Origin of the sequence: Pseudomonas sp. S11P7 (assembly GCF_023195435.1) — a bacterium.
GTDB classification, from domain to species: Bacteria; Pseudomonadota; Gammaproteobacteria; order Pseudomonadales; family Pseudomonadaceae; genus Aquipseudomonas; species Aquipseudomonas fluorescens_G.
In genome coordinates this window covers 3,094,355-3,116,271 of the sequence record NZ_JALPKS020000002.1, presented here as the reverse complement: position 1 = coordinate 3,116,271, position 21,917 = coordinate 3,094,355, and the positions used below count along the sequence as shown (strand labels likewise).

Below are 21,917 nucleotides of genomic sequence, written 5' to 3'. Positions count from 1 at the left end.
GTTGGCGATCTTCAGCAAGCGCGCTGGTCGTTAAGGCGGGGCGGCAAGGCAACGGGGGTTAACACGGGTTGTCCGGAGAAAAACGCCACGAGATTTTTCCCCACCAGCTCCACCGTGCCTTGCATGGCTTCCGGTGACAGGCCGGCTACGTGCGGGGTGAGCAATACATTGCCAAGGGTTTTCAAGGCGTCGGGCACCTGCGGCTCATGGTCGAACACATCGAGCGCGGCACCGGCAATCCGGCGTTGTTCGAGGGCCGCAACCAGTTCCGCCGTATCGATGACACTGGCGCGGGCGATATTGACGATGAAACCGTTCGGGCCCAGCGCATCCAGCACCGGGCGGGTCACCAGATGCTGTGTGCCGATGCCACCGGGCGTAGCGACGATCAGAAAATCCGCAGCCCGCGCCAGCTCGCTCGGGGTCGAGCAGAACGCGTAAGGCACATCACTGCGTACCTGACGGTTGTGGTAACTGACCGGCATGTCGAAACCCAGATTGGCCCGTTTGGCGATCGCCATGCCCACCGCGCCGAGCCCGAGAATGCCCAAGTGTTTACCGGCCAGCGACGGGCGCATGATCTTCGGCCATTCACCCCGGCGCACGGCCGCGTCGCACCGGGGAATATCGCGCACCAGCGCCAATAGCATCGCCATCGCATGATCGGCCACCGACGAAGCGTTGACCCCGGCGCCATTGGTGACGGTAATTGCGCGATCACTGGCTGCCTGCAGATCGACCTGCTCGTAACCGGCGCCGATCACGGTGATGATCTTCAGCGCGGGCAGGGCGGCGATTTCCTCGGCGGTCAGGCCCAGCGGGCCACGGGTCAGCACAGCGTCGATGCGGCTGCCCTGACTGGCAATGGCTTGAGCACGTTCGGCAGGGGTCGGCGCGAGGATCAGGTGAAAGCCCTGATGTTCGAGAATCGGCAGATAGTCATTGATGGTTTCAACCAGTACCAGAACGGTTGCGGGCATTGCACGGCTCCTGAGATCAATGGCGGGTGTATCGCGAAATCGTTTCAGCGTGGTGAATCCGCAGCGTTTTGGCAATCCTGATCATTCACGCAATCGTGCTTTGATTCTGGACGGCTTCGGGCAAGAAGCAAGGGGTGGCAGCACATCGGTGAACCGCAGTGCTGCGGGCCTCATTGCGCTGCCCGGGCCTGGTTTGTCGAGTCAGGCTCAGGTTCGCTTCGGGCTATCGGCGCAGGGCGGTCAGGTAACGTATTGCGCAATACCATTGCCAAACGACCAGTTCTCTTTCTTCACCTCGATCAGATTGATGAACACGTCTTCCAGACGCACCGCCAATTCAGCGTGCAGGTTATCGGCGATGGTTTTGAACAACCGCTGCTTCTTCTCCACTGACCGGCCCTCGCTGATGGTGATCTGAATGAACACCACGCCGTCGCTGCGCTGAATGCCGAGGTATTGCGGGTCGTAAACCAAGTGCTGCGCATCGTGCTCGGTGAGAATCTGGAAATTGTCATGTTCCGGCACATCGATGCAGCTGCGCAGGGCGGCATAGATCTGTTCGCCGATACGCTTTGCGAAGGTGGCGTCGGGGTTTTGTTTTATGTCGATGCGAACGAGGGGCATGAGGTGGCTCCTGAGAGTGGGGAACTACTACACGCTAGATGACGTGGGCCAAATTGAAAGTATCGGAGAGTGAACTGACGTAGCCAGGCGACTGACGAAACTCGCGGATTTTGCCTACGCATTCGGCAGATCGATCTGCTATCCGGCACACGGGATAACAAGAAATCATAAAGCCAGGGCAGACATTGCCAGCAGCCAGGGAAGGCGAAATGCTCAGGAACGATCGTGAAAATCTCGAACTCGACAGGCTGGAGAACGAGTCGCGCAAACTCGTGGCCGAACGACAAAAGCTTCTGGCGGAAGAAAAAAAGCTTGTTCGGGAGACGAGTTTATATCCGCTCGCAGTGTTGGCTGGGGTCGTGACCGCGGTCACTGCAGTCGCAGGGGTTTTTTTCAAATCATGAGTATGAACGCTGTATAACCGACAAACGCGGGACGCAGAGGGAGGGCCAGTATGAGTACCTATGATCGCAAAGCCAGAATGGAAGCAATGGAGCGGGAACATGATGAGTGGGCTGAAAGAATGCGTATCAAAAACAAGGGTGACATGTACCCGATCTGGGGGATGTTGGGTTTCGGGATTTTTTGCATGTCACTGGGATTTCTGCTGGCCCGCACGATCTGAGCCTATTTCCCGGTAACACGCGGTCAGAATTCAAAAGCGACGTCTGGCGTGTCTGTTTGCGACGGATATCTTCCCGAAAACGACGCTGCATTCATCTGCACCGCACAACCATTCCTCAGCTAAGTCTTTGCTTCTGTTGATTTATCACGGAGAATCGCGACCCTGTTTCGGCCGGAGCATGTCTGTCGGTTTTTTCCGACGCGTCCTGACCGAGTGGCAAGTGACCGGAATGCGGAGATCCGACCGGATGAATGATCAGGCCAATAGCGTCGACGAGCGCTTTGATGCAGCAGCACCCGCTGAACTTTCGAGCTGGAATCGCCAGGACACCACCTGGATGTTGGGACTGTTCGGAACGGCCATTGGCGCCGGCACCCTGTTTCTGCCGATCAACGCGGGGCTTGGGGGCTTCTGGCCGCTGGTGATCCTCGCGCTGCTGGCGTTCCCGATGACATTCTATGCGCACCGAGGTCTGACCCGTTTCGTGTTGTCCGGGCGTGAAGGCGCCGACATCACCGAAGTGGTCGAACAGCATTTCGGCATCAAGGCCGGCGCACTGATCACATTGCTGTACTTCTTCGCCATCTTTCCCATCCTGCTGATCTACAGCGTTGGCCTGACCAATACGGTCGCCAGTTTTCTCGAACACCAACTGCACATCACGCCGCCGCCACGGGCGCTGCTGTCGTTCGTGCTGATCCTCGGTTTGCTGGCAGTCGTGCGTTGCGGTGAGCAGGCGATCGTCAAAGCGATGAGCCTGATGGTCTACCCGTTTATCGTTGCGCTGCTGTTTCTCGCGGTGTACCTGATCCCGCACTGGAACGGCGGTATTCTCGCCACCGCATCGCACGTACCGGCACCGTCTGAGCTGTTGCTTACGCTGTGGCTGGCGATTACGGTGATGGTGTTCTCATTCAACCATTCGCCAATCATCTCGGCCTTTGCGGTCGATCAGAAGCGACGCTACGGCCAGCACGCAGAGGAGCGCAGTTCGCAGATCCTGTCGCGCGCCCATGCATTGATGGTGCTGATGGTGATGTTCTTCGTGTTCAGTTGCGTGCTGACGCTGTCGCCGGAGCAACTGGCTGAGGCCAAGGCGCAGAACCTGTCGATCCTGTCGTACCTGGCCAACCACTTCAGCAACCCGACCATTGCCTTTGCGGCGCCGTTGATTGCGTTTGTGGCAATCTCCAAGTCGTTCCTCGGCCACTACATCGGTGCCAGCGAGGGTCTGAAAGGCTTGATCATCAAGAGCGGCAAGCGTCCGGGAGCCAAGGCACTGGATCGCATCGTCGCGGCGCTCATGCTGGTGATCTGCTGGATCGTGGCGACGCTGAACCCGAGCATTCTGGGGATGATCGAGACAATTGGCGGTCCGGTGATCGCGGCGATTCTGTTCCTGATGCCGATGTATGCGATTCGCAAAGTGCCGGCCATGGCGCGCTATCGTGGGCAGGCGTCGAATGTGTTTGTTACGGCTGTTGGTCTGGTAGCGATTTCGGCGCTGGTTTACAAACTGGCGATGTAACGCGGCTTCAATCGATAAGAACCGCTGTGCCTGCCCGGGCACAGCGGTTTTTTTGGCTCGCAAGCGGTGAGTCATTAGCAATGATGTCGACTGACACTCCGCCATCGCTGGCAAGCCAGCTCCCACAGGGTCATGTGTAAAACTCACCCTCTTGAAACGCCATAAGTCCCTGTGGGAGCTGGCTTGCCAGCGATGAGGCCCGAACAGGCGATCACCCTCCATCAGGCATAAAAAAACGCCGCTCATCTCATGGTGGGCGGCGTTTTTTATTGCTTTGTAACGTTAGGCTTGAACGACCGGGATCTTGGCGTTCGCAGCCGCTTCACGGAACTCGGCGATCTGGTCGAAGGACAGGTAGCGGTAGACATCGGCCGCCATGCTGTCGATCTTGCCAGCGTATTCCATGTACTCCTCGACGGTCGGCAGGCGACCCAGGATCGAAGCAACGGACGCCAGCTCGGCCGAGGCCAGGTAGACGTTCGCGCCGTCGCCCAGACGGTTCGGGAAGTTACGCGTGGAAGTCGAGACCACCGTGCTGTTCGGCTCAACGCGTGCCTGGTTACCCATGCACAGCGAGCAGCCTGGCATTTCCATGCGTGCGCCGGCCTTGCCGTAGATGCCGTAGTAGCCTTCTTCGGTCAGCTGGTGAGCGTCCATTTTAGTCGGCGGCGACAGCCACAGACGGGTTGGCAGCTGACCCTTGACCTGATCCAGCAGTTTACCGGCAGCGCGGAAGTGACCGATGTTGGTCATGCACGAACCGATGAACACTTCGTCGATCTTCTCCCCAGCAACGCTGGACAGCAGACGGGCGTCGTCTGGATCGTTTGGCGCGCAGAGCACAGGCTCGTTGATCTCGGCCAGATCGATTTCGATGACTTCGGCGTATTCGGCGTCGGCATCGGCTTCCATCAGCTCAGGGTTGGCGATCCAGGCTTCCATCGCTTGAGCGCGACGTTCCAGAGTACGCGCATCGCCGTAGCCTTCGCCGATCATCCAGCGCAGCAGGGTGATGTTGGACTGCAGGTACTCGGTGATCGACTCTTTCGACAGCTTGATGGTGCAACCGGCAGCCGAACGTTCGGCCGAGGCGTCGGACAGTTCGAACGCCTGCTCCAGGGTCAGACCTTCCAGACCTTCGATTTCCAGGATGCGGCCGGAGAAGGCGTTTTTCTTGCCTTTCTTCTCGACAGTCAGCAGACCGTTCTGGATGGCGAAGTAAGGAATGGCATGAACCAGGTCACGCAGGGTGATGCCAGGTTTCATCTTGCCTTTGAAGCGCACCAGGATCGATTCCGGCATGTCCAGCGGCATGACGCCAGTGGCTGCAGCAAATGCCACCAGACCGGAACCAGCCGGGAACGAAATGCCCATTGGGAAACGGGTGTGCGAGTCACCACCGGTACCGACGGTGTCCGGCAGCAGCATGCGGTTCAGCCACGAGTGGATGATGCCGTCGCCCGGACGCAGGGAAACGCCACCGCGGGTCATGATGAAGTCAGGCAGGGTGTGGTGGGTGGTCACGTCGATCGGCTTTGGATAGGCCGCGGTGTGGCAGAACGACTGCATCACCAGATCAGCGGAGAAGCCCAGGCACGCCAGGTCTTTCAGTTCGTCACGGGTCATGGGACCAGTGGTGTCCTGAGAGCCCACGGTGGTCATCTTCGGTTCGCAGTAGGTCCCAGGACGAACGCCTTGGCCTTCCGCCAGACCGCAGGCCTTGCCGACCATTTTCTGCGCCAGGGTGAAACCCTTGGTGCTTTCAGCCGGAGCTTCAGGCTTCTTGAACAGATCGAACGCTGGCAGCCCCAGTTCGGCGCGAGCCTTCTCGGTCAGGCCACGGCCGATGATCAACGGGATACGACCGCCAGCACGGACTTCGTCCAGCAGCACCGGGGTTTTCATTTCGAAGGTGGTGATGACTTCGTCGGTACCGTGCTTGCAGACTTTGCCAGCGTGCGGGTACAGGTCGATCACGTCGCCCATGTTCATGTTCGACACGTCGAACTCGATCGGCAGGGCGCCGGCATCTTCCATGGTGTTGTAGAAGATCGGAGCGATCTTGCTGCCGAAGCAGAAACCGCCAGCGCGCTTGTTCGGCACGTACGGGATATCGTCGCCGAAGAACCACAGCACCGAGTTGGTGGCCGATTTACGCGAAGAACCGGTACCGACCACGTCACCGACGTAGGCGATCGGGAAGCCCTGGCCGCGCATTTCTTCGATCTGCTTCATCGGGCCGGTTTTGCCTTGCTCGTCCGGAACGATGCCGTCACGGGCCATTTTCAGCATGGCAAGAGCGTGCAGCGGGATGTCAGGACGCGACCAGGCGTCTGGCGCCGGGGAGAGGTCGTCGGTGTTGGTTTCGCCGGTGACCTTGAACACGCGCAGGCTGATCTTGTCGGCCAGCACCGGGCGCTTCTTGAACCACTCGCCGTCAGCCCAGGATTGCAGCACGGCCTTGGCGTGAACGTTGCCGTTCTTGGCTTTTTCAGCCACATCGTGGAAGGCGTCGAACATCAGCAGGGTGTGCTTGAGTTCTTCGGCGGCGACAGGCGCCAGCTCGGCGTCGTCCAGCAGTTCAACGAGGGTGACGATGTTGTAGCCGCCCTGCATGGTGCCGAGCAGTTCGACAGCGCGTTTCTTGTCCAGCAGAGGGGAGGAGGCTTCGCCCTTGGCCAGTGCAGACAGGAAGCCGGCCTTGACGTAGGCGGCTTCGTCCACTCCAGGCGGTACGCGGTTGGTGATCAGGTCAACGAGGAAAGCTTCTTCGCCAGCCGGAGGGTTCTTCAGCAGCTCGATCAGGCCTGCTGTTTGTTCGGCGTTAAGCGGCTGGGGAACGATACCCAGGGCTGCACGCTCTTCGATATGTTTGCGGTAGGCTTCAAGCACAGTTATTACCCTCATCAGTGGTCCCAAATGGGTGTCCGGGACGCTCGTCGCGAAATGCTCGTACTCATGCGCTGCGTGGCGTTGTGGGCCGCTTAGCCAGAATTACCGGGCATTCCTTACAGAAGCTGCTTTCAAAGTTTTACGCCTGCAGAACGGGGAGCTGATGAGGGTTGGCGTTGGGCTTTTCCCCGCTGGAAAAACCCTTCGCCAACACCGCTCTGAAGGAACGACTGTGCTCGTGACGCTTTGAAAACAGCTTCTAACGGACATTGGCGCCTTAAAAGGCTGGCTGATTCTACGGCAAAAAAAATTTAAAGGTAAGTCGCGCTCTATTGGACTTTCGTGGCAATCGGCGCGGTGGCAGCGAAGTCCCGGCGCGGCTTTGCCCCTGATGTGCGAGGGGTGATCAATGGCCGACAAAGGGCTAACATGCCGGTCTGTTCCGCGTTTCAGTGCCTTGCCTACCTTATGCCCAATCAGACCATCAAGACTCCCTGCGTCGGCCTTTGCTCCACCGTTTACGGTGACCTGGTGTGCCGTGGCTGCAAGCGTTTCCATCACGAAGTGATTCACTGGAACGGTTACAACGAGGAGCAGAAGCGCGCCGTGTGGCTGCGTCTGGAACAATTGCTGTCGCAAGTGATGGCAAGCAAGGTCGAGATCTTCGACCCGGCGCGCCTGCGTGAACAGCTGGAACAGCGCAAGATCCGCTTCGTGCCGCATCAGTCGGAATATTGCTGGGCCTATCAGTTGATTGCCCGCGGGGCGCGGGTGATCGTTAATCTGGAAGCGTACGGGATGGTCTTGCTGCCGGAGTTTCGCGACTGGAACCTGCCGGAACTGCGCGATGCCATTGATCGGGAATTCTTCCTGCTGTCGGAAGCGCATTATCAGCGCTACATCGCCCCCGGTTTCCTCAGAGACGCCTTTGGCGCCTGAAGACCCAAAGCCTCGCGAGCAGGCTCGCTCCCACAGTAATTGGGGGTGGAATACAGATCCGAGGCATCAGCTGATCCTGTGGGAGCTGGCTTGCCAGCGATGAGGTCGGCCCATCCAGTATCAATGTGACTGACACACCGCCATCGCTGGCAAGCCAGCTCCCACAGGGGAATGCATTCAGCTGCTGAAATGCATTTCAAATGTGGGAGCGAGCCTGCTCGCGAAGGCGCCAGTCCAGGCACCGCCATCCTTAATGTTTCACCGCCAACTCCACCAGATGATCCTCAACCTCCTGCGGCTTGAGCACCAGCACATCGCTTTCCAGCGTATCCAGCACCGCTTCAGCGGTATTGCCGATCAGCGCGCCTGACAAACCACTGCGCGCCACCGTGCCAATTACCGTTACCGCCGCCTGGAGCTTGTGCGCCATGAACGGGAGCAGCACATCCGCCGGGCCTTCCTCAATGTGCAGATGCTCGTCATCGACATCGAACTCCGCCTGAAACGCCCGGCACTGTTCGCGGTATTTGGCTTCTATGGTCGATTTGAGCTGGAACGTCGGGTCCGCCGCCGAGAGCATCGGCGACGGATGCGCGGTAATCACATGCAGATGCGCCTTGGCCAGACTGGCGATGTCATAGCCGTGATCGATGATGGTGCTGTGCAAATGCCGATGCTCACCGTCGGCATTGCCGACATCGACCGCAGCCAGGATCACTTTGTCCTTCCAGGAACCTGCGGTTTTTACCAGCAGCACCGGGGTAGGGCAGTGGCGCAGGAGCTTCCAGTCGGCCGGGGTCAGCAGGGCTTTTTTCAGCGAGCTGTCGGGAAAGTGCTGTTTGATCACCAGGCCGCAACCTTCGGCCTGCTGCACATCGATGATGGTTTCGTGCAGGCTCTCGTTCCACGCCTGTTCGGTGGTCACGCTGTACCCTTCGGCGAGCAATGCCGCCTTGAGCACGCTGAGCAGGCCGGCGTGGTCATGCTTCTTGTCACACACCAGCAGATGCAGATGGGCCTGGGTGACACCGGCGATCAGCTTGGCGCGCTTGAGCGCCAGGCTTTCTGCATGTTCAGGTTCGATGACCACCAGAATGCTGCGAATGGCTTGCATGAGCGGAGTCTCCAGCAAAGAAAAGGCACGGCGTTGCACAACTATAGTTGCTACCCGAACGTCTGCGACTTGATGCATATCAACAGCCGCCGCTGGTGGTCTGCGGGCAGGCCGGTATAATCGGCGCCCTTCGCTCGAACACCTTTTACCGTGAGCCCCATGATCCTTCCCGAAATCCACGAATTCCTTGGCTGCCGCACGCCCGACGCCTGGGTTCAGGCCGCCCTGGCCGATCAGGAAACCCTGCTGATCGATCACAAGAACTGCGAGTTCAAGGCCGCCAGCACGGCGCTGAGCCTGATTGCCAAGTACCACGCCCATGTCGACCTGATCAACATGATGTCGCGCCTGGCCCGGGAAGAACTGGTGCACCACGAGCAAGTCATGCGCATCATGAAGCGGCGCAAGATCGAGTTGCGTCAGCTGCACGCCGGCCGCTACGCCTCGGGCCTGCGCAAGGTGGTGCGCAGCCACGAACCGGTGAAACTGGTGGATACGCTGGTGGTTGGTGCTTTCATCGAAGCGCGCAGTTGCGAACGCTTTGAAGCATTGGTGCCGCATCTGGACGAAGAACTGGGCAAGTTTTATTTCGGTTTGCTGAAAAGCGAGGCGCGGCACTTTCAGGGTTATCTCAAATTGGCCTATCAGTATGGTGATGCCAAGGATGTCGCGCAGGTGATCGACCGCGTCCGTGCGGCCGAGCAGGAACTGATCGAATCGCCGGATGAGGAATTCCGCTTCCACAGCGGTGTGCCCGCCTGAATTTGTTAAAAACTCTTAAGAGTATGAAACATCACCGAAAACCGGCCCGAGTGGCCGGTTTTTGCTGTCTGCCGTCATCGCCTGTTCGATGAATGCCAGCATAATATCGGCCCTTCCACGTTTGGCTTGGCAACGGTTGTTATGGATAACCTGGGTTTCGGCAAAGTTCTGCTGGTCGAAGACGATGAGCGTCTCGCCGCACTGATCGCACACTTTCTTGAGCAACATGGCTACGAGGTACGCACGGTGCATCGCGGCGATCTGGCCATGGCTGCATTCCTGGAATTCAAGCCGAAAGTGCTGGTGCTCGACCTGATGTTGCCGGGGCAGAGCGGTTTGCAGGTCTGCCGGGAAGTTCGCAGTGTCTCGGACACGCCGATCGTGATCCTCACCGCCAAGGAAGACGATCTCGATCACATCCTCGGTCTGGAATCCGGCGCTGACGATTACGTGATCAAACCGATCAAACCGCCGGTGTTGCTCGCGCGGCTGCGGGCGTTGCAACGGCGGCAGACGCCGGACACCAGCGTCGTCAGTTTCCTCGAGTTCGGGCAATTGAGCATCGACCGCAGTTGCCGGGAGGTGCGCCTGACCGGTGAGCTGATCGAGCTGACCACCATGGAGTTCGAATTGCTCTGGTTGCTCGCCAGCGCGGCGGGCAAGATTCTTTCCCGCGATGACATTCTCAATCGCATGCGCGGCATTGCCTTCGACGGCCTCAATCGCAGCGTCGACGTCTACATCAGCAAGTTGCGCAACAAGCTCAAGGACAACCCTCGCGAGCCGGTGTGCATCAAGACCGTGTGGGGCAAGGGCTATCTGTTCAATCCGTTCGCGTGGGAGCTCTAGATGCTGCGCTTGTTCCTCGGCCTGTTTCTGGTGATGACGGTGGGTCTGGTGCTGGCCTTGCAGACGGTTGAGCACACCTTCAACGCCTTGCTCGACAGCCAGACGCAGGATTACAACCGTGAAGCCGTGCGCGGTCAGGCGTGGTCGCTGGTCGATCATCTGCAAGGCCGTCAGGGCGCCGAGCGTGAACAGAAACTCGATTCATTGCGGGCGCATTACGGTCTGTCGCTGAGTCTGGTCGAGGCCGATCAACTGGCCCTGACACCGCAGGAAAAAGCCGAGCTCGCGCGGAACCTGTTGGTGATCCGCGACGATTACACGCAATTCATCAGCAATATCGATGGTGGCTCGCAGTTGCTCAGCATCAAGCTGCCGCCAGAGCCGAGCCTGATGCCGTTCTACATCACCGCGGCTTACATGATGCTCGCGGTGTTGATCGGCATCGTTCTGTTTTTCTGGGTGCGCCCGCACTGGCGCGATCTGGAAAAGCTGCGGCTGGCGGCCGAGCGTTTCGGCGACAACGATCTGTCGGTGCGCATCCAGTTGTCGCGGCGCTCGAACATCCGCGATCTGGCCGAGCACTTCAATCTGATGGCGGCGCGCATCGAGGGGCTGATTGCCAATCAGCGCGAGCTGACCAACGCCGTGTCTCACGAACTGCGCACACCAATCGCGCGGCTTTCGTTTGAGCTCGATCAGCTCAAGCAGCAACCCGACGCTAGCCAGAATCGCGAGCTGATCGCCGACATGTATGCCGACCTTGGTGAGCTTGAGGAGATGGTCTCGGAGCTGCTGACCTACGCCAGCCTCGAGCACGGCGCGACGGTGATAAAGCGGGAAAATATTCACGCGGCCGACTGGCTCGACAGTGTCGTCGGCAGTGTGGCGCTTGAGGCCGAAGCTGTGGGCGTGCAGTTGTCGATCGCCGGTTGCCAGGTCGACACGGTAAGCATCGAACCGCGCTTCATGGCGCGGGCGGTGATCAACCTTTTGCGCAATGCCATTCGCTATGCCGAGCATCGCGTCGAGGTGTCGCTGCAGCGCAATGGCGATGACTATGAAGTGCGGGTCAGCGATGACGGGCCGGGCGTGCCGCTGGAGGGACGGGAGAAAATCTTCGAACCGTTTTCCCGACTGGATGCCAGCCGTGATCGGCGCACCGGTGGTTTCGGGCTGGGCCTGGCGCTGGTGCGGAGGGTGTCGCAGTCCCATGGCGGGCAGGTTGAGGTTGGCGAATCGGTGTGGGGCGGGGCGTTGTTCAGGATGACCTGGGCGCATCTGGACTGATTGATATTGCCTGACCCGGCCCCTTCGCGAGCAGGCTCGCTCCCACAGGTGATCGCAATCCAAATGTGGCAGCGAGCCTGCTCGCGAAGGGCGCGGTGTTCAGCGAGTTACACCGAGTCGCTCATGCCACTGGGCAATCGATTCCTCCGGGTACTCATCGAACTGCTGATCATTCGGCTCCGCCTCGACTTCAACCCACGGCGCTTTCGAACCTAGCATCAGGTGCGTGTGTTCCGGCGGCACCGGCAGTGGCGTGTCGATCGCCGAGGCGAATGGATGAATCAGCTCTGGCCACTCCGGGCTGAACAGCCACAAACCGCTGCCGCACAGCGCACAGAAGTGGCGTTCGGCGCTGCTGCGATGGGCGCGTTTATCGCCGTCAGCTTTCATCTTCGCGTGATAGATGCTGATGTTTTGGCGTCCGCGAACCTTGAGAGTGGTCGCGTCGCCGCCAAGGTTGATCGCATAACCGCCGCCGCCCTGGGTCTTGCGGCAGATCGAGCAATAGCAGCGTTGATAGGGATAAGGATGGGCGCTGTCGAGGCTGAACGTGACTTCGCCGCAATGGCAGGAGCCTTCGAGGTGCATGGTGCTCTCCTGTGTCTGAATGGTCCGCTTCAGCCTAAAACATTTTGCCTGGCGCTTGCCGGTGTGATGCGACCGGCGGGCGCAGCGTCTAGCCCCAGTGTCCCCGCGATCCCATGGGGCGAGACTTTCGGAACCCCGCATGCAAGCGCTGTTGAACGAGATCCTTGACGCCGTCCGGCCCCTGATCGGGCAGGGCAAAGTTGCTGACTATATTCCCGCCCTCGGCACGGTGCCGGCCAACCAGTTGGGCATCGCCGTGTACAGTAACGACGGCGAAATGTATTGCGCCGGCGACGCTGAAACGCCGTTCTCGGTGCAGAGTATTTCCAAGGTGTTCAGCCTGGTGCAGGCCATCGATCATTCCGGCGAAGCGATCTGGGAGCGGCTTGGCCACGAGCCGTCCGGCCAGCCGTTCAACTCGCTGGTGCAACTGGAGTTCGAGCGCGGCCGCCCGCGTAACCCGTTCATCAACGCCGGGGCGCTGGTGATCTGCGACATCAACCAGTCGCGCTTCGCCGCGCCGACATTGTCGATGCGCGACTTCGTCCGGCGTCTGTCCGGCAACCCGCAAATCATGATCGACGGCAAGGTCGCTGACTCCGAATATCAGCATCGCGCGCGTAATGCGGCGATGGCGTATCTGATGCAGTCGTTCGGCAACTTTCACAACGATGTCGAGGCGGTGTTGCGCAGCTATTTCAGCCACTGCGCACTGCGGATGAATTGCATCGATCTGGCCCGGGCGTTCTGCTTTCTGGCCAATGACGGGTTCTGCAAGCACAGCGGCGAGCAGATCCTGACGCGCCGCCAGACCCAGCAGGTCAATTCGATCATGGCCACCAGCGGTCTGTATGACGAGGCGGGCAACTTCGCTTATCGCGTCGGCCTGCCGGGCAAGAGCGGGGTCGGCGGCGGCATCGTTGCGGTGGTGCCGGGGCAGTTCAGCGTGTGCGTGTGGTCGCCGGAGTTGAACGCCGCCGGCAACTCGCTGGCGGGGATGGCGGCGCTGGAACTGCTGAGCTCGCGGATTGGCTGGTCGGTGTTCTGACCCACCTGAACACCACATGACCCTGTGGGAGCTGGCTTGCCAGCGATGAGGACCTGTCAGTCACTATAAATTTGCCTGAACCACCGCTATCGCTGGCAAGCCAGCTCCCACAGGTTTCTTTAGTGTTTGAGGAGGTGTATTTCAGCCAGTAATCCGCTACATTTTCCGGCCGCCCTCTGCATGGTGAATCCGCTTCATGTCTCTTGCGCTCGAACGTCTAGTCGCTGGCACGCCGATCCCTTTCGCTGGTAACCGCGTCACCGTGGTCAGCCCCGAACTGGCCGCGCGGTTTCAGCCCGGTGACCATTTGCTGGTCGAGCAGGTCAGTGGCGAGTTGTTGCTGATCCCCGTGGCCGATCAACAGGCCGCCTCGGTGGCAATCGAGCGTGCGGCTGCGGCATTCACAGTGTTGTCGGCGGTCTCCGATGAAGCCATCAGCCGGTTCTTCGATCTATTCGCTCAGCGCCTGGAAAATCCTCAGTGCTGGACGCAGATCGAAGCCGCCAACCGCGCCGACATCGAACGGGCCAAGGCGCGCGGTCGCTCGACCACACGCTTGCTCGCCGATGAACGCATGCGCCGCGACATGATCGCCGGGCTGCGCGCCTGGCGTGATGCGCCACCGACCCGGGGCAAAGTGATCAGCAGTGTCGAGCACGACGGCTGGAAGGTTGAGCAAGTGGTCTCGCCGTTGGGCATCGTCGCCTTTGTCTTCGAAGGTCGGCCCAACGTATTTGCCGACGCCGCCGGGGTGTTGCGCACCGGCAATACTGCTGTGCTGCGCATCGGCAGCGATGCGTTGGGCACTGCGCAAGCCATCGTCACTCACGCTTTGAACCCGGCGCTGGCCGAAGCCGGTTTGCCGGTGGGGGCGGTGTCGTTGGTCGAAAGTGTCAATCATGCTGCCGGTTGGGCGATGTTCGCCGACCGGCGTCTGTCGCTGGCAGTGGCGCGGGGCTCGGGCCGTGCGGTCAGCCAGTTGGGCAGCATTGCCCAGCAGGCCGGTACCGCCGTCAGCCTGCACGGCACCGGCGGTGCGTGGCTGATCGCCGACCGTCATGCCGATGCCACGCGCTTCGCGGCGGTGGTGCGCAACTCGCTTGACCGCAAGGTCTGCAATACCCTGAACGTCTGCCTGATTCAGCGCGAACGCGCCGATGAGCTGGTGCCGCTGTTCCTCGAAGCTTTGAAAGACGCCGGTACTGCGCGCGGCCAAGGCTGCAAATTGCACATCGTCGCGGGCAGTGAAAGTTGCCTGCCAAGCGAATGGCAGAACGCAACAGTCGAGGTTTATCGCGCCGAGGGTTACCAGACCGAAGCGCTGGCCGAGTCTTTGCCCGAGTCGGAGCTGGGCCGCGAGTGGGAATGGGAAGAAACCCCGGAAGTCAGCCTGATGATTGTCGATGATCTGGATCAGGCGATTGCGCTGTTCAACCGTTACAGCCCGCAATTCACCGTGTCGTTGATCAGCGAGGATGCGGCGGTTCAGGAGCGCTTCTACAACGCGGTGAATGCGCCGTTCGTAGGCAACGGCATCACCCGTTGGGTCGATGGCCAGTACGCGTTGAACAAGCCGGAACTGGGCCTTTCGAACTGGGAGAGCGGGCGCCTGTTTGCGCGCAGTGCGATTCTTTCCGGGGATGGCGTGTTTACCGTGCGTAGCCGGATGACTCAGGTTGATCTCACGGTGAAACGCTGATCTGTTGATCGTTCCCACGCTCCGCGTGGGAATGCAGCCCGTGACGCTCCGCGTCACTGGACGCAGAGCGTCCCTTGAGGCATTCCCACGCAGAGCGTGGGAACGATCACGGTGGGGAGTCAGGCAGCGTGGCTGGCTTGCGCGCTGATCGCGCAAGTCTCAGGTTGCACGGCCAGCGGCACAAACGTGCGACGGTCGGCCGACAGCGCGTCGATCGAACCGGTCTCGATGTCGTATACCCAGCCATGCAGATTCAGCCGCCCTTGCTCCTGGGCCAGGCGCACACTCGGGTGGGTCTGGATATTCGCCAATTGCGCGATCACGTTCTCGCGCACCATCGAACTCAATTTCGCCGCGTCGCTGCCATGCACGCGCGCTTCGTTCATCACCTTCGCCGACTCGGCATGCTGCAGCCAGCCGCTGACGGCGGGCAGGTGATCCATGCATTTGCACTGGGCAATCGCCGTCATTGCGCCGCAATCGGAGTGGCCGCAAATCACGATATCGGTCACCCCCAGTACCGCCACCGCATACTCCACTGTCGCCGAGACCCCGCCCGGATGCGGGCTGTAGGAGGGCACGATATTGCCGGCGTTACGGATCACGAACAGTTCGCCGGGCTCTTGCTGGGTCAGCAGCTCAGGCACCACGCGACTGTCGGAACAGGTGATGAACAGCGTGCCGGGTTGCTGAGTCGTGGCCAGGTGTTTGAACAGCTCGCTGCGTTGCGGGAAGGCTTCGTTCTGGAATTTCAGGAAGCCGTCGATCAGGGCTTTCATGGGCGTGTCCTCGTGGCAGAAATGAGATGGCCCGCACGCAGGATGCGGGCCGGGCGTATCAGAACGGGCGCAGTGGCAGGAACTTGCCGTCGAGGGTGACCACCGCGCGGGAGCCGCCTTCCGGGTCTTCGACTTTCTTGATGTCCAGTTTGAAGTTGATCGCACTGATGATGCCGTCACCGAACTGCTCGTGAACCAACGCTTTCAGCGTGGTGCCGTAGATCTGGATCATTTCGTAAAAACGGTAGATGGTCGGATCGGTCGGCACGCCGCTGAGGCTGCCACGCAAAGGAATGATCTGCAGTGCGGCGACGTCATCGGCGTTTAGGTCAAGCTTGTCGCCGACCACTTGAGCAGCGTTTTCCGGCAGCGGATGCTGGCCGAGCAGGGCGGCGGTGACGTAGGCCAGGCTGAGGCCGGTGCCGTCAGCAAGATCCTGCCACGACAGATCTTTTTTCGCCTTGGCGTCGAGAACGCGGGTGGCCAGGGCCAGGCTGTTGTCGTTGTAGGCGTGGGACTGTTGCATGGTGTCACTCCTTTCAGGGGTTGGCTTGCTGTGTGTGGAAGCAATCTTGCGCCGGTCGATCCATAGCGTCCAAGACCGATATACAATGCTTCGCATAAGCCCTGCCTATAGTTGGTGTCCTCATGCTGTTGCGACATTTGCGTTATTTGCTCGCCGTTGCCGATCACGGTGGCTTCACCCGAGCTGCCGAAGCGCTGCATGTATCGCAGCCGACCCTGTCGCAGCAGATTCGTCAATTGGAAGAAACCCTCGGTGTGACTCTCTTTGATCGCACCTCACGCACGGTGAAGCCGACGGATGCCGGAGCGGCTTACATTGAATGCGCGCGGCGCGTGCTGGTGGAGCTGGAGGCCGGGCAGCGCGCCTTGCACGACGTGAAGGATTTGTCGCGCGGCACACTGCGCCTGGCGATGACGCCGACGTTCATGGCGTATCTGGTCGGGCCGTTGGTGCGTGATTACAGGGCACGGTTTCCCGGGATTCATCTGGAGATCTTCGAGTTGTCGATGGACGACATCAAGGCAGGGCTGGCGGATGACTCGCTGGACGTCGCGATCGCGTTTACCCCGGTGCGCAATGCCGATATCGAATGCATACCGGCGTTTACCGAGACGCTGGGGATCATGGTCGGGCCTGGGCATCCGCTCTATGACAGCCCTTCGATGTTGACGCCGACGGAATTGGCTTCAATGGATTTCGCCTTGCTGGCGCCGGGTTTCATTACGCGGTTATTGGTGGATGAGTATTTCCGTGAGCAGGGGATTACGCCGCAGGTGCGGATTGAAGTGAATTCGGTGAGTACGTTGCTGGAAGTGGTGCGGCATGCGCCGCTGGCGACCATGCTGCCCGAGGCGATTGCCAGCGAAGATCGCGCATTGCGCCGCTTGCGGGTCGAAGGGGAGGCGCCACAGCGGGGAGCGGCGTTGTTGCGGCGCAGGAATAATTATCACAGTGCGGCGGCGTTGGCGTTTGTTGATCTTGTTCTGCAAACGCATATGACATGAACAAGACCTGTGGGAGCGAGCCTGCTCGCGAATGTGGCATGTCAGACACTGATGCTTGCGCCTGAAGACTGCATTCGCGAGCAGGCTCGCTCCCACAAAGTTGCAGGGTGAATTCCGGATATAAAAAGGGCCTGCTTCTTATCGAAGCAGGCCCTTTTTTACTGAAGCGTTATTCAATACAACCGATCAATCACCCGAACTTCATTCTGATTCTGCATCGAATCCCACGCCTGTTTCAGCGTCTGCAGCACACTTCCAATGAAGTCCTTGTCGGCCGCAGCCTTCTTGCCGACATAACCGTGGCCGCGGCGGTACATCTTCAGGCGGGCCAGCAGGTTCTGGTGGTTGCGGTCGAATTCCTCTTCGCCAGCATGGGGCGACAGGCAGTCGATGTGTACCTGGCCCGACTTGCTGATCCAGAGAATATGGCTGTCGTGGCTGTCTTTCTGCGCCGCGAACATACGCGCCAATTCTTCGATGGTGGGTTGATTGTTCAGATTCATTGTTATGCCCCTTGACCAGTCTGGTGATCTTTCAAAGTTGATTCGCTAATACAGGTAGCCCATCGGTTAGTTGATCCCTGGCACCGAAACCAGGACGTCAGCGCTCGCCCGTATGAAGTACGGGGTCGTGCATCTGTTGCATGTAGTCGTGTTGAATAACTGCTACGCAATAGCGTCACAACGAGGAGAAGCAGCGAAAACCGGGAGGCTTCTTGACGACAATCCAGTGTCGGCCACAAGCGTCTTGAGAATTTTCGCCAGCGCTTCTCGTCCTTGTACTGGACGTTCAGGCCAGGTCAGCTTCTTCAATCTGCCTTGTGGGCAGCGTGTATCCGGAAAAAACAACTCGGCGGTCAGACGAGTTTGCTCAAGCGTGTTACCAGTGCTCCCGATCGGGGAACGTCTTCATCATGCAAAAGCAAAACGATGCCGTCAACGGTTTTGTAGTGATTATTTTCAAGCACTACATATTGTCGGACAAAGCTGTTTTGGAATGAGAAAAGATCCGTTTCAGCAACGTAGAGAAGGGAACCTCAAGGGATTCAGCGAGTCGCCGGACGCGCCGTGCGTTTGCGCGTACCGGCGGCGTTGCTGGCTGTCGACTTGCGCTTTTTCTTCCACGGCGCTGCGGCTTTGCCGGCAGGCGGCGGGCCGCTGATGGTCAGGCTGAGGGCGGAGCAGCGGCTGACCTGCTTGCTCATCCACGCAGCCTGTTTGGTGACGAATTCTTCCAGACTCATCTCGCCGCTCTGCACCATGTCCAGCGCCTGTTCCCAGATCGCCGTGGTGCCGGGGTCGGCGATCGCGCGCGGAACCGCATCGATCAGGCTGTACGCGGCAGGTGTCGCCGCCAGCGCCTTGCCGTTCTTCACTAGATAACCGCGATCCAGCAGCCCCTGGATGATCGACGCGCGGGTGGCTTCGGTGCCGATGCCGGTGGTGTCCTTGAGTTTCTGTTTGAGCAGCGGATCCTCGACCAGTTTGGCGACGTTCTTCATCGCCTTGATCAGATCACCTTCGGTGTAGGGTTTTGGCGGTTGCGTCCACAGATCCTTGAGATTCACTTTCGCCACAGCGCATTCGACGCCCTGGCTGAGGGTCGGCAAGGTTTGCGGTGCTGGTGCTTCGCGGCCCTTGGCCGGTGCCAGTGCTTCGGGCAATGCGCGCTTCCAGCCTGGTTCGATGATCTGCTTGCCGACCGCACGCAACGCCTGCCCATTGCAATCGAAATCAGCCTGAGTGCGATCGTATTCGTGATTGGGCAGGAACTGCGCCAGGTAGCGCGCGCGAATCAGCGTGTACACCGCGCGATGTTTGCCGGTCAGGCGTTCGAGGTTTTTCGCGGCGATGGTGGGAATGATGCCGTGGTGAGCGCTGACCTTGGCGTCATTCCAGGCCCGCGAGCGCCGCTGCGGTTCGAGATAACCCTGCAAGGCTTCAAGGCTCGGATCGGCCTGACGCAATGCTGTGATGATCGATGGCGCCTCACCGTGTTGACTCAACGGCAGAAAGCCGCAATCACTGCGCGGATAGGTGATGACTTTGTAGGTTTCGTAAAGGGCTTGGGCGATGTCGAGGGTCTCCTGCGCGCCAAGGCCAAGCTTTTTCGAGCAGACTTCCTGCAAGGTGCCGAGATCGAAGGGCAGGGGCGCCACTTCGCGCATGCGCTCGGTTTTCAGCTTGATCACCCGTGCGCTGTCTGCACTGCTGATCGCCGCCGCTGCTTGTTGCGCCAACGCCTGATTCAGGCAGCGATCCTGATCATCACAAGCGTCCGCTGGTGCGCGCCATTGCGCGCTAAACGCTGTGCCGTTGTGCAGCAGTTCCACATCGATTGCCCAGAACGGTACGGGGACGAAATCGGCGATGCTGCGGTCGCGGTCGACCACCAGTCGCAGGGTGGGCGTCTGCACTCGGCCCACAGGCAGCACGCCCTGATAACCCGACTGCCGGCCCAGCAAGGTGAACAGTCGACTCATGTTCATGCCGATCAGCCAGTCCGCCCGTGAACGGCCCAGCGCCGAGTGATACAGGCTGAATGTTTCGGCTCCCGGTTTCAGCGCGGCCAAGGCCTTGCGAATCGACGCCTCGTCCAGCGCCGACAGCCACAAGCGGCGGATCGGCCCGCGATAGCGGCAGTGCTCGACCAGTTCCCGGGCGATCATCTCGCCCTCACGGTCGGCGTCGGTGGCGATGATCAGTTCGCTGGCCTCGCCAAGCAGACGCTTCACCGCTTTGTACTGGCTGGCGGTGCGCGGCTTGACGGTCATTTTCCACTTGTCCGGAATGATCGGCAGGTCCGCCAGCACCCAGCGTTTGTAGCGTGCGTCATAGGCATCCGGTGGCGCGGTTTCAAGCAAGTGGCCGATGCACCAGGTCACTGTGACGTCCGTTCCCAGCCAGCAGCCATCGCCCCGGCGTCTCGCGCCGAGCACGGCCGCAATATCTTTGGCCTGGGAGGGTTTTTCACAGAGGTACAGCCGCATAGCCACCATCGTCCATCGTTGTCCGGAGAGGGCACAGAATGGCCGGACTTGGCGCTGGGGGCAACTTTTATCTGTATGGATATACAGCGGCGGACACGGTGAGCCGTTCGGCTGTAAACCCAACCAGACGCCGACGCATCAGCTATACCTGAATCGGTCTCTTCGCCGTATTCAGGAGAACCCCCGATGAAAAGCCCCGAACTCAGTCCCGTCATCAGCCTCGAACAACTCACCGGTTGCCTGTTGGTAAAATTCCACGGCATCCAGATTGCCGCATCCGCCCACGCGCTGATCCTCAACGAAGCCAATTACCCACCGGTTTATTACGTCCCCCGCGAAGACATCGAGGAAAAGTACTTCGCCCGCACGGATCACACCAGCTATTGCCCATACAAGGGCGACGCCAATTATTTCACGCTACAAGTGCCGGGACATGAAGCCGCGAATGCGGTGTGGACGTATGAGCATCCGAAAGTGTCAGTCGCCCCGATCCGCGACTACGTGGCGTTCTATCCGGATCAGGTAGAGTTTAAGGTGATCGTGCCTGAGGACTGAGTCCACGTCCCGCGAATTGACACTCGAGTGGGGCTGTGTCTGCTAGGGTAACAGCCCATATTCAGTCAAGCCGAAGAAGGTAATGCTGATAGATGGAATATTTCTTTTTCAGCAATGCACCAAAAAATACAGAAACGTCCCGGCCGTCCAGTTTCTGGAGATACTTCAACGCATGGGAAGTGTTCTGAAAGTTCGTGGTTCGGGACAGAAATGCCGAGCTGAGCGATTCCGAAACATCAGAGGCCTTTATGTTGAGGCCTTGCGTAGCAGGATCGAATGCTTCCTCTATCCAGCTCAATTGCGTGTCTTTGAGTCTTTCAAACGAGACAGGGCGGGTAATCCTGCTGAATACCTTGTCGGGGATTTGGCTTTGACTGCTCAGTGTTTCCACAAAAGAAGTGAACGAGCGGGCTTCACCAACGTTTTCCGGGTCCGAATGAAAAACAATACTCGGCGTAGCGCTGTTGTCGTAGCTGTAGCGGTGACGGTAAGTGGCCACGAGGCGATGAGGAATAATCGTTAACAGCCCATGAAAGTGTAAGGCTTGGAAACTCTGCGATTGGCTGTTGCCGGCCTCCGTATACACGTCATCACGGTAGTGCCATATTTCATGTCGCTTCAAATCCAGGGCTTTTTCGAGTCGGTTTTCCAGTTCGTGCTCGGACAGGAAAGTCGGGCATACGTAGGCGGCCGTGGATCGCAGCGAAAGCCAATACAAGGCATTGTGTTGCAGAGGTTCATCAGTACCCCTGTGTTTGCGAAGATCAAAGGCGAAGGCGCCTGGGTTGCTATTCACCGGGATGGCGTTGCGCGAAGAAATGATTTTGCTGGTGGATTTGCCGGAGTGAAAGCTTGAGGTTTTAGCCTGTATATAAAAGGGCTGAACGCTGGTTGCGACGGCATCGTAGCCACCGAGGTTACGTTCTTGTCTTTGCGTAACCTGCCGAATCTTGGCCCTGCCACCATTCCCGTCCGGTAGATCACGCAGCATTCGATCTATCAGGGTCAACAATTCGGCTTCAGCGAATTTGGCTTTTGAAATCACGGATTCTTCCTTGGACATTGAAACAGTTCTATGGATTGAAATGGCAAACGCGGGCTGCCTGCCTGGCTAGTCGGATTCACTGTT

General features: G+C 59.4%; 21 protein-coding genes. 11 read left to right on the top strand and 10 right to left on the bottom strand.

Annotated elements, in window-relative coordinates:
* Window positions 1-11 precede the first annotated feature (11 nt).
* Both M0746_RS14225 and M0746_RS14220 read right to left on the bottom strand, forming a co-directional pair.
* The gene (locus tag M0746_RS14225; protein ID WP_258449635.1) at window positions 12-980 is read right to left on the bottom strand and encodes a 2-hydroxyacid dehydrogenase; all 969 of its coding nucleotides are present in this window, start codon (window positions 978-980) and stop codon (window positions 12-14) included.
* 240 nt (window positions 981-1,220) lie between these two features.
* Entirely contained in the window at window positions 1,221-1,604 is a 384-nt protein-coding gene (locus M0746_RS14220; RefSeq protein WP_258449634.1) for a tautomerase family protein, read from the bottom strand.
* Window positions 1,605-1,813: 209 nt separating this feature from the next.
* On the opposite strand from M0746_RS14220, the gene M0746_RS14215 reads away from it, so the two are divergent.
* From M0746_RS14215 to M0746_RS14205, 3 genes are all read left to right on the top strand, one after another.
* The gene (locus M0746_RS14215) at window positions 1,814-2,008 is read left to right on the top strand and encodes a hypothetical protein (RefSeq protein WP_258449633.1); all 195 of its coding nucleotides are present in this window, start codon (window positions 1,814-1,816) and stop codon (window positions 2,006-2,008) included.
* A gap of 50 nt (window positions 2,009-2,058) precedes the next feature.
* Window positions 2,059-2,229: a hypothetical protein gene (locus tag M0746_RS14210; RefSeq protein ID WP_258449632.1), complete on the top strand. Its 171-nt coding sequence runs from the start codon at window positions 2,059-2,061 to the stop codon at window positions 2,227-2,229.
* Window positions 2,230-2,476: 247 nt separating this feature from the next.
* Window positions 2,477-3,757, top strand: coding sequence for an HAAAP family serine/threonine permease (locus M0746_RS14205; protein ID WP_258449631.1), 1,281 nt, complete (start codon window positions 2,477-2,479; stop codon window positions 3,755-3,757).
* 282 nt (window positions 3,758-4,039) lie between these two features.
* Here the strand turns inward: M0746_RS14205 and acnB are convergent, their stop codons facing one another.
* Window positions 4,040-6,649 (bottom strand): bifunctional aconitate hydratase 2/2-methylisocitrate dehydratase, encoded by a 2,610-nt coding sequence (acnB, locus tag M0746_RS14200; RefSeq protein ID WP_101155229.1) that lies wholly within the window; start codon window positions 6,647-6,649, stop codon window positions 4,040-4,042.
* Between the two features lie 468 nt (window positions 6,650-7,117).
* On the opposite strand from acnB, the gene M0746_RS14195 reads away from it, so the two are divergent.
* Window positions 7,118-7,588 carry a DUF1289 domain-containing protein gene (locus tag M0746_RS14195; protein WP_208937850.1) on the top strand — a complete coding sequence of 157 codons (471 nt, stop codon included), beginning with the start codon at window positions 7,118-7,120 and terminating at the stop codon, window positions 7,586-7,588.
* Window positions 7,589-7,838: 250 nt separating this feature from the next.
* On the opposite strand, the gene M0746_RS14190 is transcribed toward M0746_RS14195, so the two are convergent.
* Window positions 7,839-8,702 (bottom strand): universal stress protein, encoded by an 864-nt coding sequence (locus M0746_RS14190; protein WP_258449630.1) that lies wholly within the window; start codon window positions 8,700-8,702, stop codon window positions 7,839-7,841.
* A gap of 159 nt (window positions 8,703-8,861) precedes the next feature.
* On the opposite strand from M0746_RS14190, the gene miaE reads away from it, so the two are divergent.
* From miaE to M0746_RS14175, 3 genes are all read left to right on the top strand, one after another.
* Entirely contained in the window at window positions 8,862-9,464 is a 603-nt protein-coding gene (gene miaE / locus M0746_RS14185; RefSeq protein ID WP_073471188.1) for a tRNA-(ms[2]io[6]A)-hydroxylase, read from the top strand.
* Between the two features lie 141 nt (window positions 9,465-9,605).
* Complete coding sequence (locus M0746_RS14180; protein ID WP_258449629.1) at window positions 9,606-10,313, top strand: winged helix-turn-helix domain-containing protein; 708 nt, start codon at window positions 9,606-9,608, stop codon at window positions 10,311-10,313.
* Window positions 10,314-11,600, top strand: coding sequence for an ATP-binding protein (locus tag M0746_RS14175; RefSeq protein ID WP_258449628.1), 1,287 nt, complete (start codon window positions 10,314-10,316; stop codon window positions 11,598-11,600).
* A 99-nt stretch (window positions 11,601-11,699) separates the two neighbouring features.
* Here the strand turns inward: M0746_RS14175 and M0746_RS14170 are convergent, their stop codons facing one another.
* Complete coding sequence (locus tag M0746_RS14170) at window positions 11,700-12,188, bottom strand: GFA family protein (RefSeq protein ID WP_258449627.1); 489 nt, start codon at window positions 12,186-12,188, stop codon at window positions 11,700-11,702.
* A gap of 139 nt (window positions 12,189-12,327) precedes the next feature.
* Between M0746_RS14170 and glsB the strand changes: the two genes are divergently transcribed.
* Both glsB and M0746_RS14160 read left to right on the top strand, forming a co-directional pair.
* Window positions 12,328-13,236, top strand: a complete 909-nt coding sequence (gene glsB, locus M0746_RS14165; protein WP_024013269.1) for a glutaminase B — start codon at window positions 12,328-12,330, stop codon at window positions 13,234-13,236.
* Between the two features lie 196 nt (window positions 13,237-13,432).
* Window positions 13,433-14,935, top strand: a complete 1,503-nt coding sequence (locus M0746_RS14160; RefSeq protein WP_258449626.1) for an aldehyde dehydrogenase family protein — start codon at window positions 13,433-13,435, stop codon at window positions 14,933-14,935.
* Window positions 14,936-15,054: 119 nt separating this feature from the next.
* Here the strand turns inward: M0746_RS14160 and M0746_RS14155 are convergent, their stop codons facing one another.
* On the bottom strand, window positions 15,055-15,714 hold the full coding sequence (locus M0746_RS14155; protein WP_258449625.1) for a carbonic anhydrase: 660 nt from the start codon (window positions 15,712-15,714) through the stop codon (window positions 15,055-15,057).
* Window positions 15,715-15,772: 58 nt separating this feature from the next.
* Window positions 15,773-16,240 carry a cyanase gene (gene cynS, locus M0746_RS14150; protein WP_133336556.1) on the bottom strand — a complete coding sequence of 156 codons (468 nt, stop codon included), beginning with the start codon at window positions 16,238-16,240 and terminating at the stop codon, window positions 15,773-15,775.
* 122 nt (window positions 16,241-16,362) lie between these two features.
* On the opposite strand from cynS, the gene cynR reads away from it, so the two are divergent.
* A complete protein-coding gene (gene cynR, locus M0746_RS14145) occupies window positions 16,363-17,244 on the top strand; it encodes a transcriptional regulator CynR (protein WP_258449624.1) in 882 nt (293 codons plus the stop codon).
* A gap of 173 nt (window positions 17,245-17,417) precedes the next feature.
* Here the strand turns inward: cynR and M0746_RS14140 are convergent, their stop codons facing one another.
* On the bottom strand, window positions 17,418-17,747 hold the full coding sequence (locus M0746_RS14140) for a hypothetical protein (protein ID WP_041480831.1): 330 nt from the start codon (window positions 17,745-17,747) through the stop codon (window positions 17,418-17,420).
* A 542-nt stretch (window positions 17,748-18,289) separates the two neighbouring features.
* Window positions 18,290-20,233: a DNA topoisomerase III gene (locus M0746_RS14135; protein ID WP_258449623.1), complete on the bottom strand. Its 1,944-nt coding sequence runs from the start codon at window positions 20,231-20,233 to the stop codon at window positions 18,290-18,292.
* 186 nt (window positions 20,234-20,419) lie between these two features.
* On the opposite strand from M0746_RS14135, the gene M0746_RS14130 reads away from it, so the two are divergent.
* The gene (locus M0746_RS14130; protein WP_258449622.1) at window positions 20,420-20,788 is read left to right on the top strand and encodes a DUF427 domain-containing protein; all 369 of its coding nucleotides are present in this window, start codon (window positions 20,420-20,422) and stop codon (window positions 20,786-20,788) included.
* 61 nt (window positions 20,789-20,849) lie between these two features.
* Here the strand turns inward: M0746_RS14130 and M0746_RS14125 are convergent, their stop codons facing one another.
* Window positions 20,850-21,851: a hypothetical protein gene (locus M0746_RS14125; protein WP_258449621.1), complete on the bottom strand. Its 1,002-nt coding sequence runs from the start codon at window positions 21,849-21,851 to the stop codon at window positions 20,850-20,852.
* Between the last annotated feature and the right edge of the window lie 66 nt (window positions 21,852-21,917).

Coding starts and splice junctions, on each gene's coding strand:
- M0746_RS14225 (WP_258449635.1), bottom strand. CDS start 980: ATGCCCGCAACCGTTCTGGTACTGGTTGAAACCATCAATGACTATCTG.
- M0746_RS14220 (WP_258449634.1), bottom strand. CDS start 1,604: ATGCCCCTCGTTCGCATCGACATAAAACAAAACCCCGACGCCACCTTC.
- M0746_RS14215 (WP_258449633.1), top strand. CDS start 1,814: ATGCTCAGGAACGATCGTGAAAATCTCGAACTCGACAGGCTGGAGAAC.
- M0746_RS14210 (WP_258449632.1), top strand. CDS start 2,059: ATGAGTACCTATGATCGCAAAGCCAGAATGGAAGCAATGGAGCGGGAA.
- M0746_RS14205 (WP_258449631.1), top strand. CDS start 2,477: ATGAATGATCAGGCCAATAGCGTCGACGAGCGCTTTGATGCAGCAGCA.
- M0746_RS14195 (WP_208937850.1), top strand. CDS start 7,118: ATGCCCAATCAGACCATCAAGACTCCCTGCGTCGGCCTTTGCTCCACC.
- M0746_RS14190 (WP_258449630.1), bottom strand. CDS start 8,702: ATGCAAGCCATTCGCAGCATTCTGGTGGTCATCGAACCTGAACATGCA.
- miaE (WP_073471188.1), top strand. CDS start 8,862: ATGATCCTTCCCGAAATCCACGAATTCCTTGGCTGCCGCACGCCCGAC.
- M0746_RS14180 (WP_258449629.1), top strand. CDS start 9,606: ATGGATAACCTGGGTTTCGGCAAAGTTCTGCTGGTCGAAGACGATGAG.
- M0746_RS14175 (WP_258449628.1), top strand. CDS start 10,314: ATGCTGCGCTTGTTCCTCGGCCTGTTTCTGGTGATGACGGTGGGTCTG.
- M0746_RS14170 (WP_258449627.1), bottom strand. CDS start 12,188: ATGCACCTCGAAGGCTCCTGCCATTGCGGCGAAGTCACGTTCAGCCTC.
- glsB (WP_024013269.1), top strand. CDS start 12,328: ATGCAAGCGCTGTTGAACGAGATCCTTGACGCCGTCCGGCCCCTGATC.
- M0746_RS14160 (WP_258449626.1), top strand. CDS start 13,433: ATGTCTCTTGCGCTCGAACGTCTAGTCGCTGGCACGCCGATCCCTTTC.
- M0746_RS14155 (WP_258449625.1), bottom strand. CDS start 15,714: ATGAAAGCCCTGATCGACGGCTTCCTGAAATTCCAGAACGAAGCCTTC.
- cynS (WP_133336556.1), bottom strand. CDS start 16,240: ATGCAACAGTCCCACGCCTACAACGACAACAGCCTGGCCCTGGCCACC.
- cynR (WP_258449624.1), top strand. CDS start 16,363: ATGCTGTTGCGACATTTGCGTTATTTGCTCGCCGTTGCCGATCACGGT.
- M0746_RS14140 (WP_041480831.1), bottom strand. CDS start 17,747: ATGAATCTGAACAATCAACCCACCATCGAAGAATTGGCGCGTATGTTC.
- M0746_RS14135 (WP_258449623.1), bottom strand. CDS start 20,233: ATGCGGCTGTACCTCTGTGAAAAACCCTCCCAGGCCAAAGATATTGCG.
- M0746_RS14130 (WP_258449622.1), top strand. CDS start 20,420: ATGAAAAGCCCCGAACTCAGTCCCGTCATCAGCCTCGAACAACTCACC.
- M0746_RS14125 (WP_258449621.1), bottom strand. CDS start 21,851: ATGTCCAAGGAAGAATCCGTGATTTCAAAAGCCAAATTCGCTGAAGCC.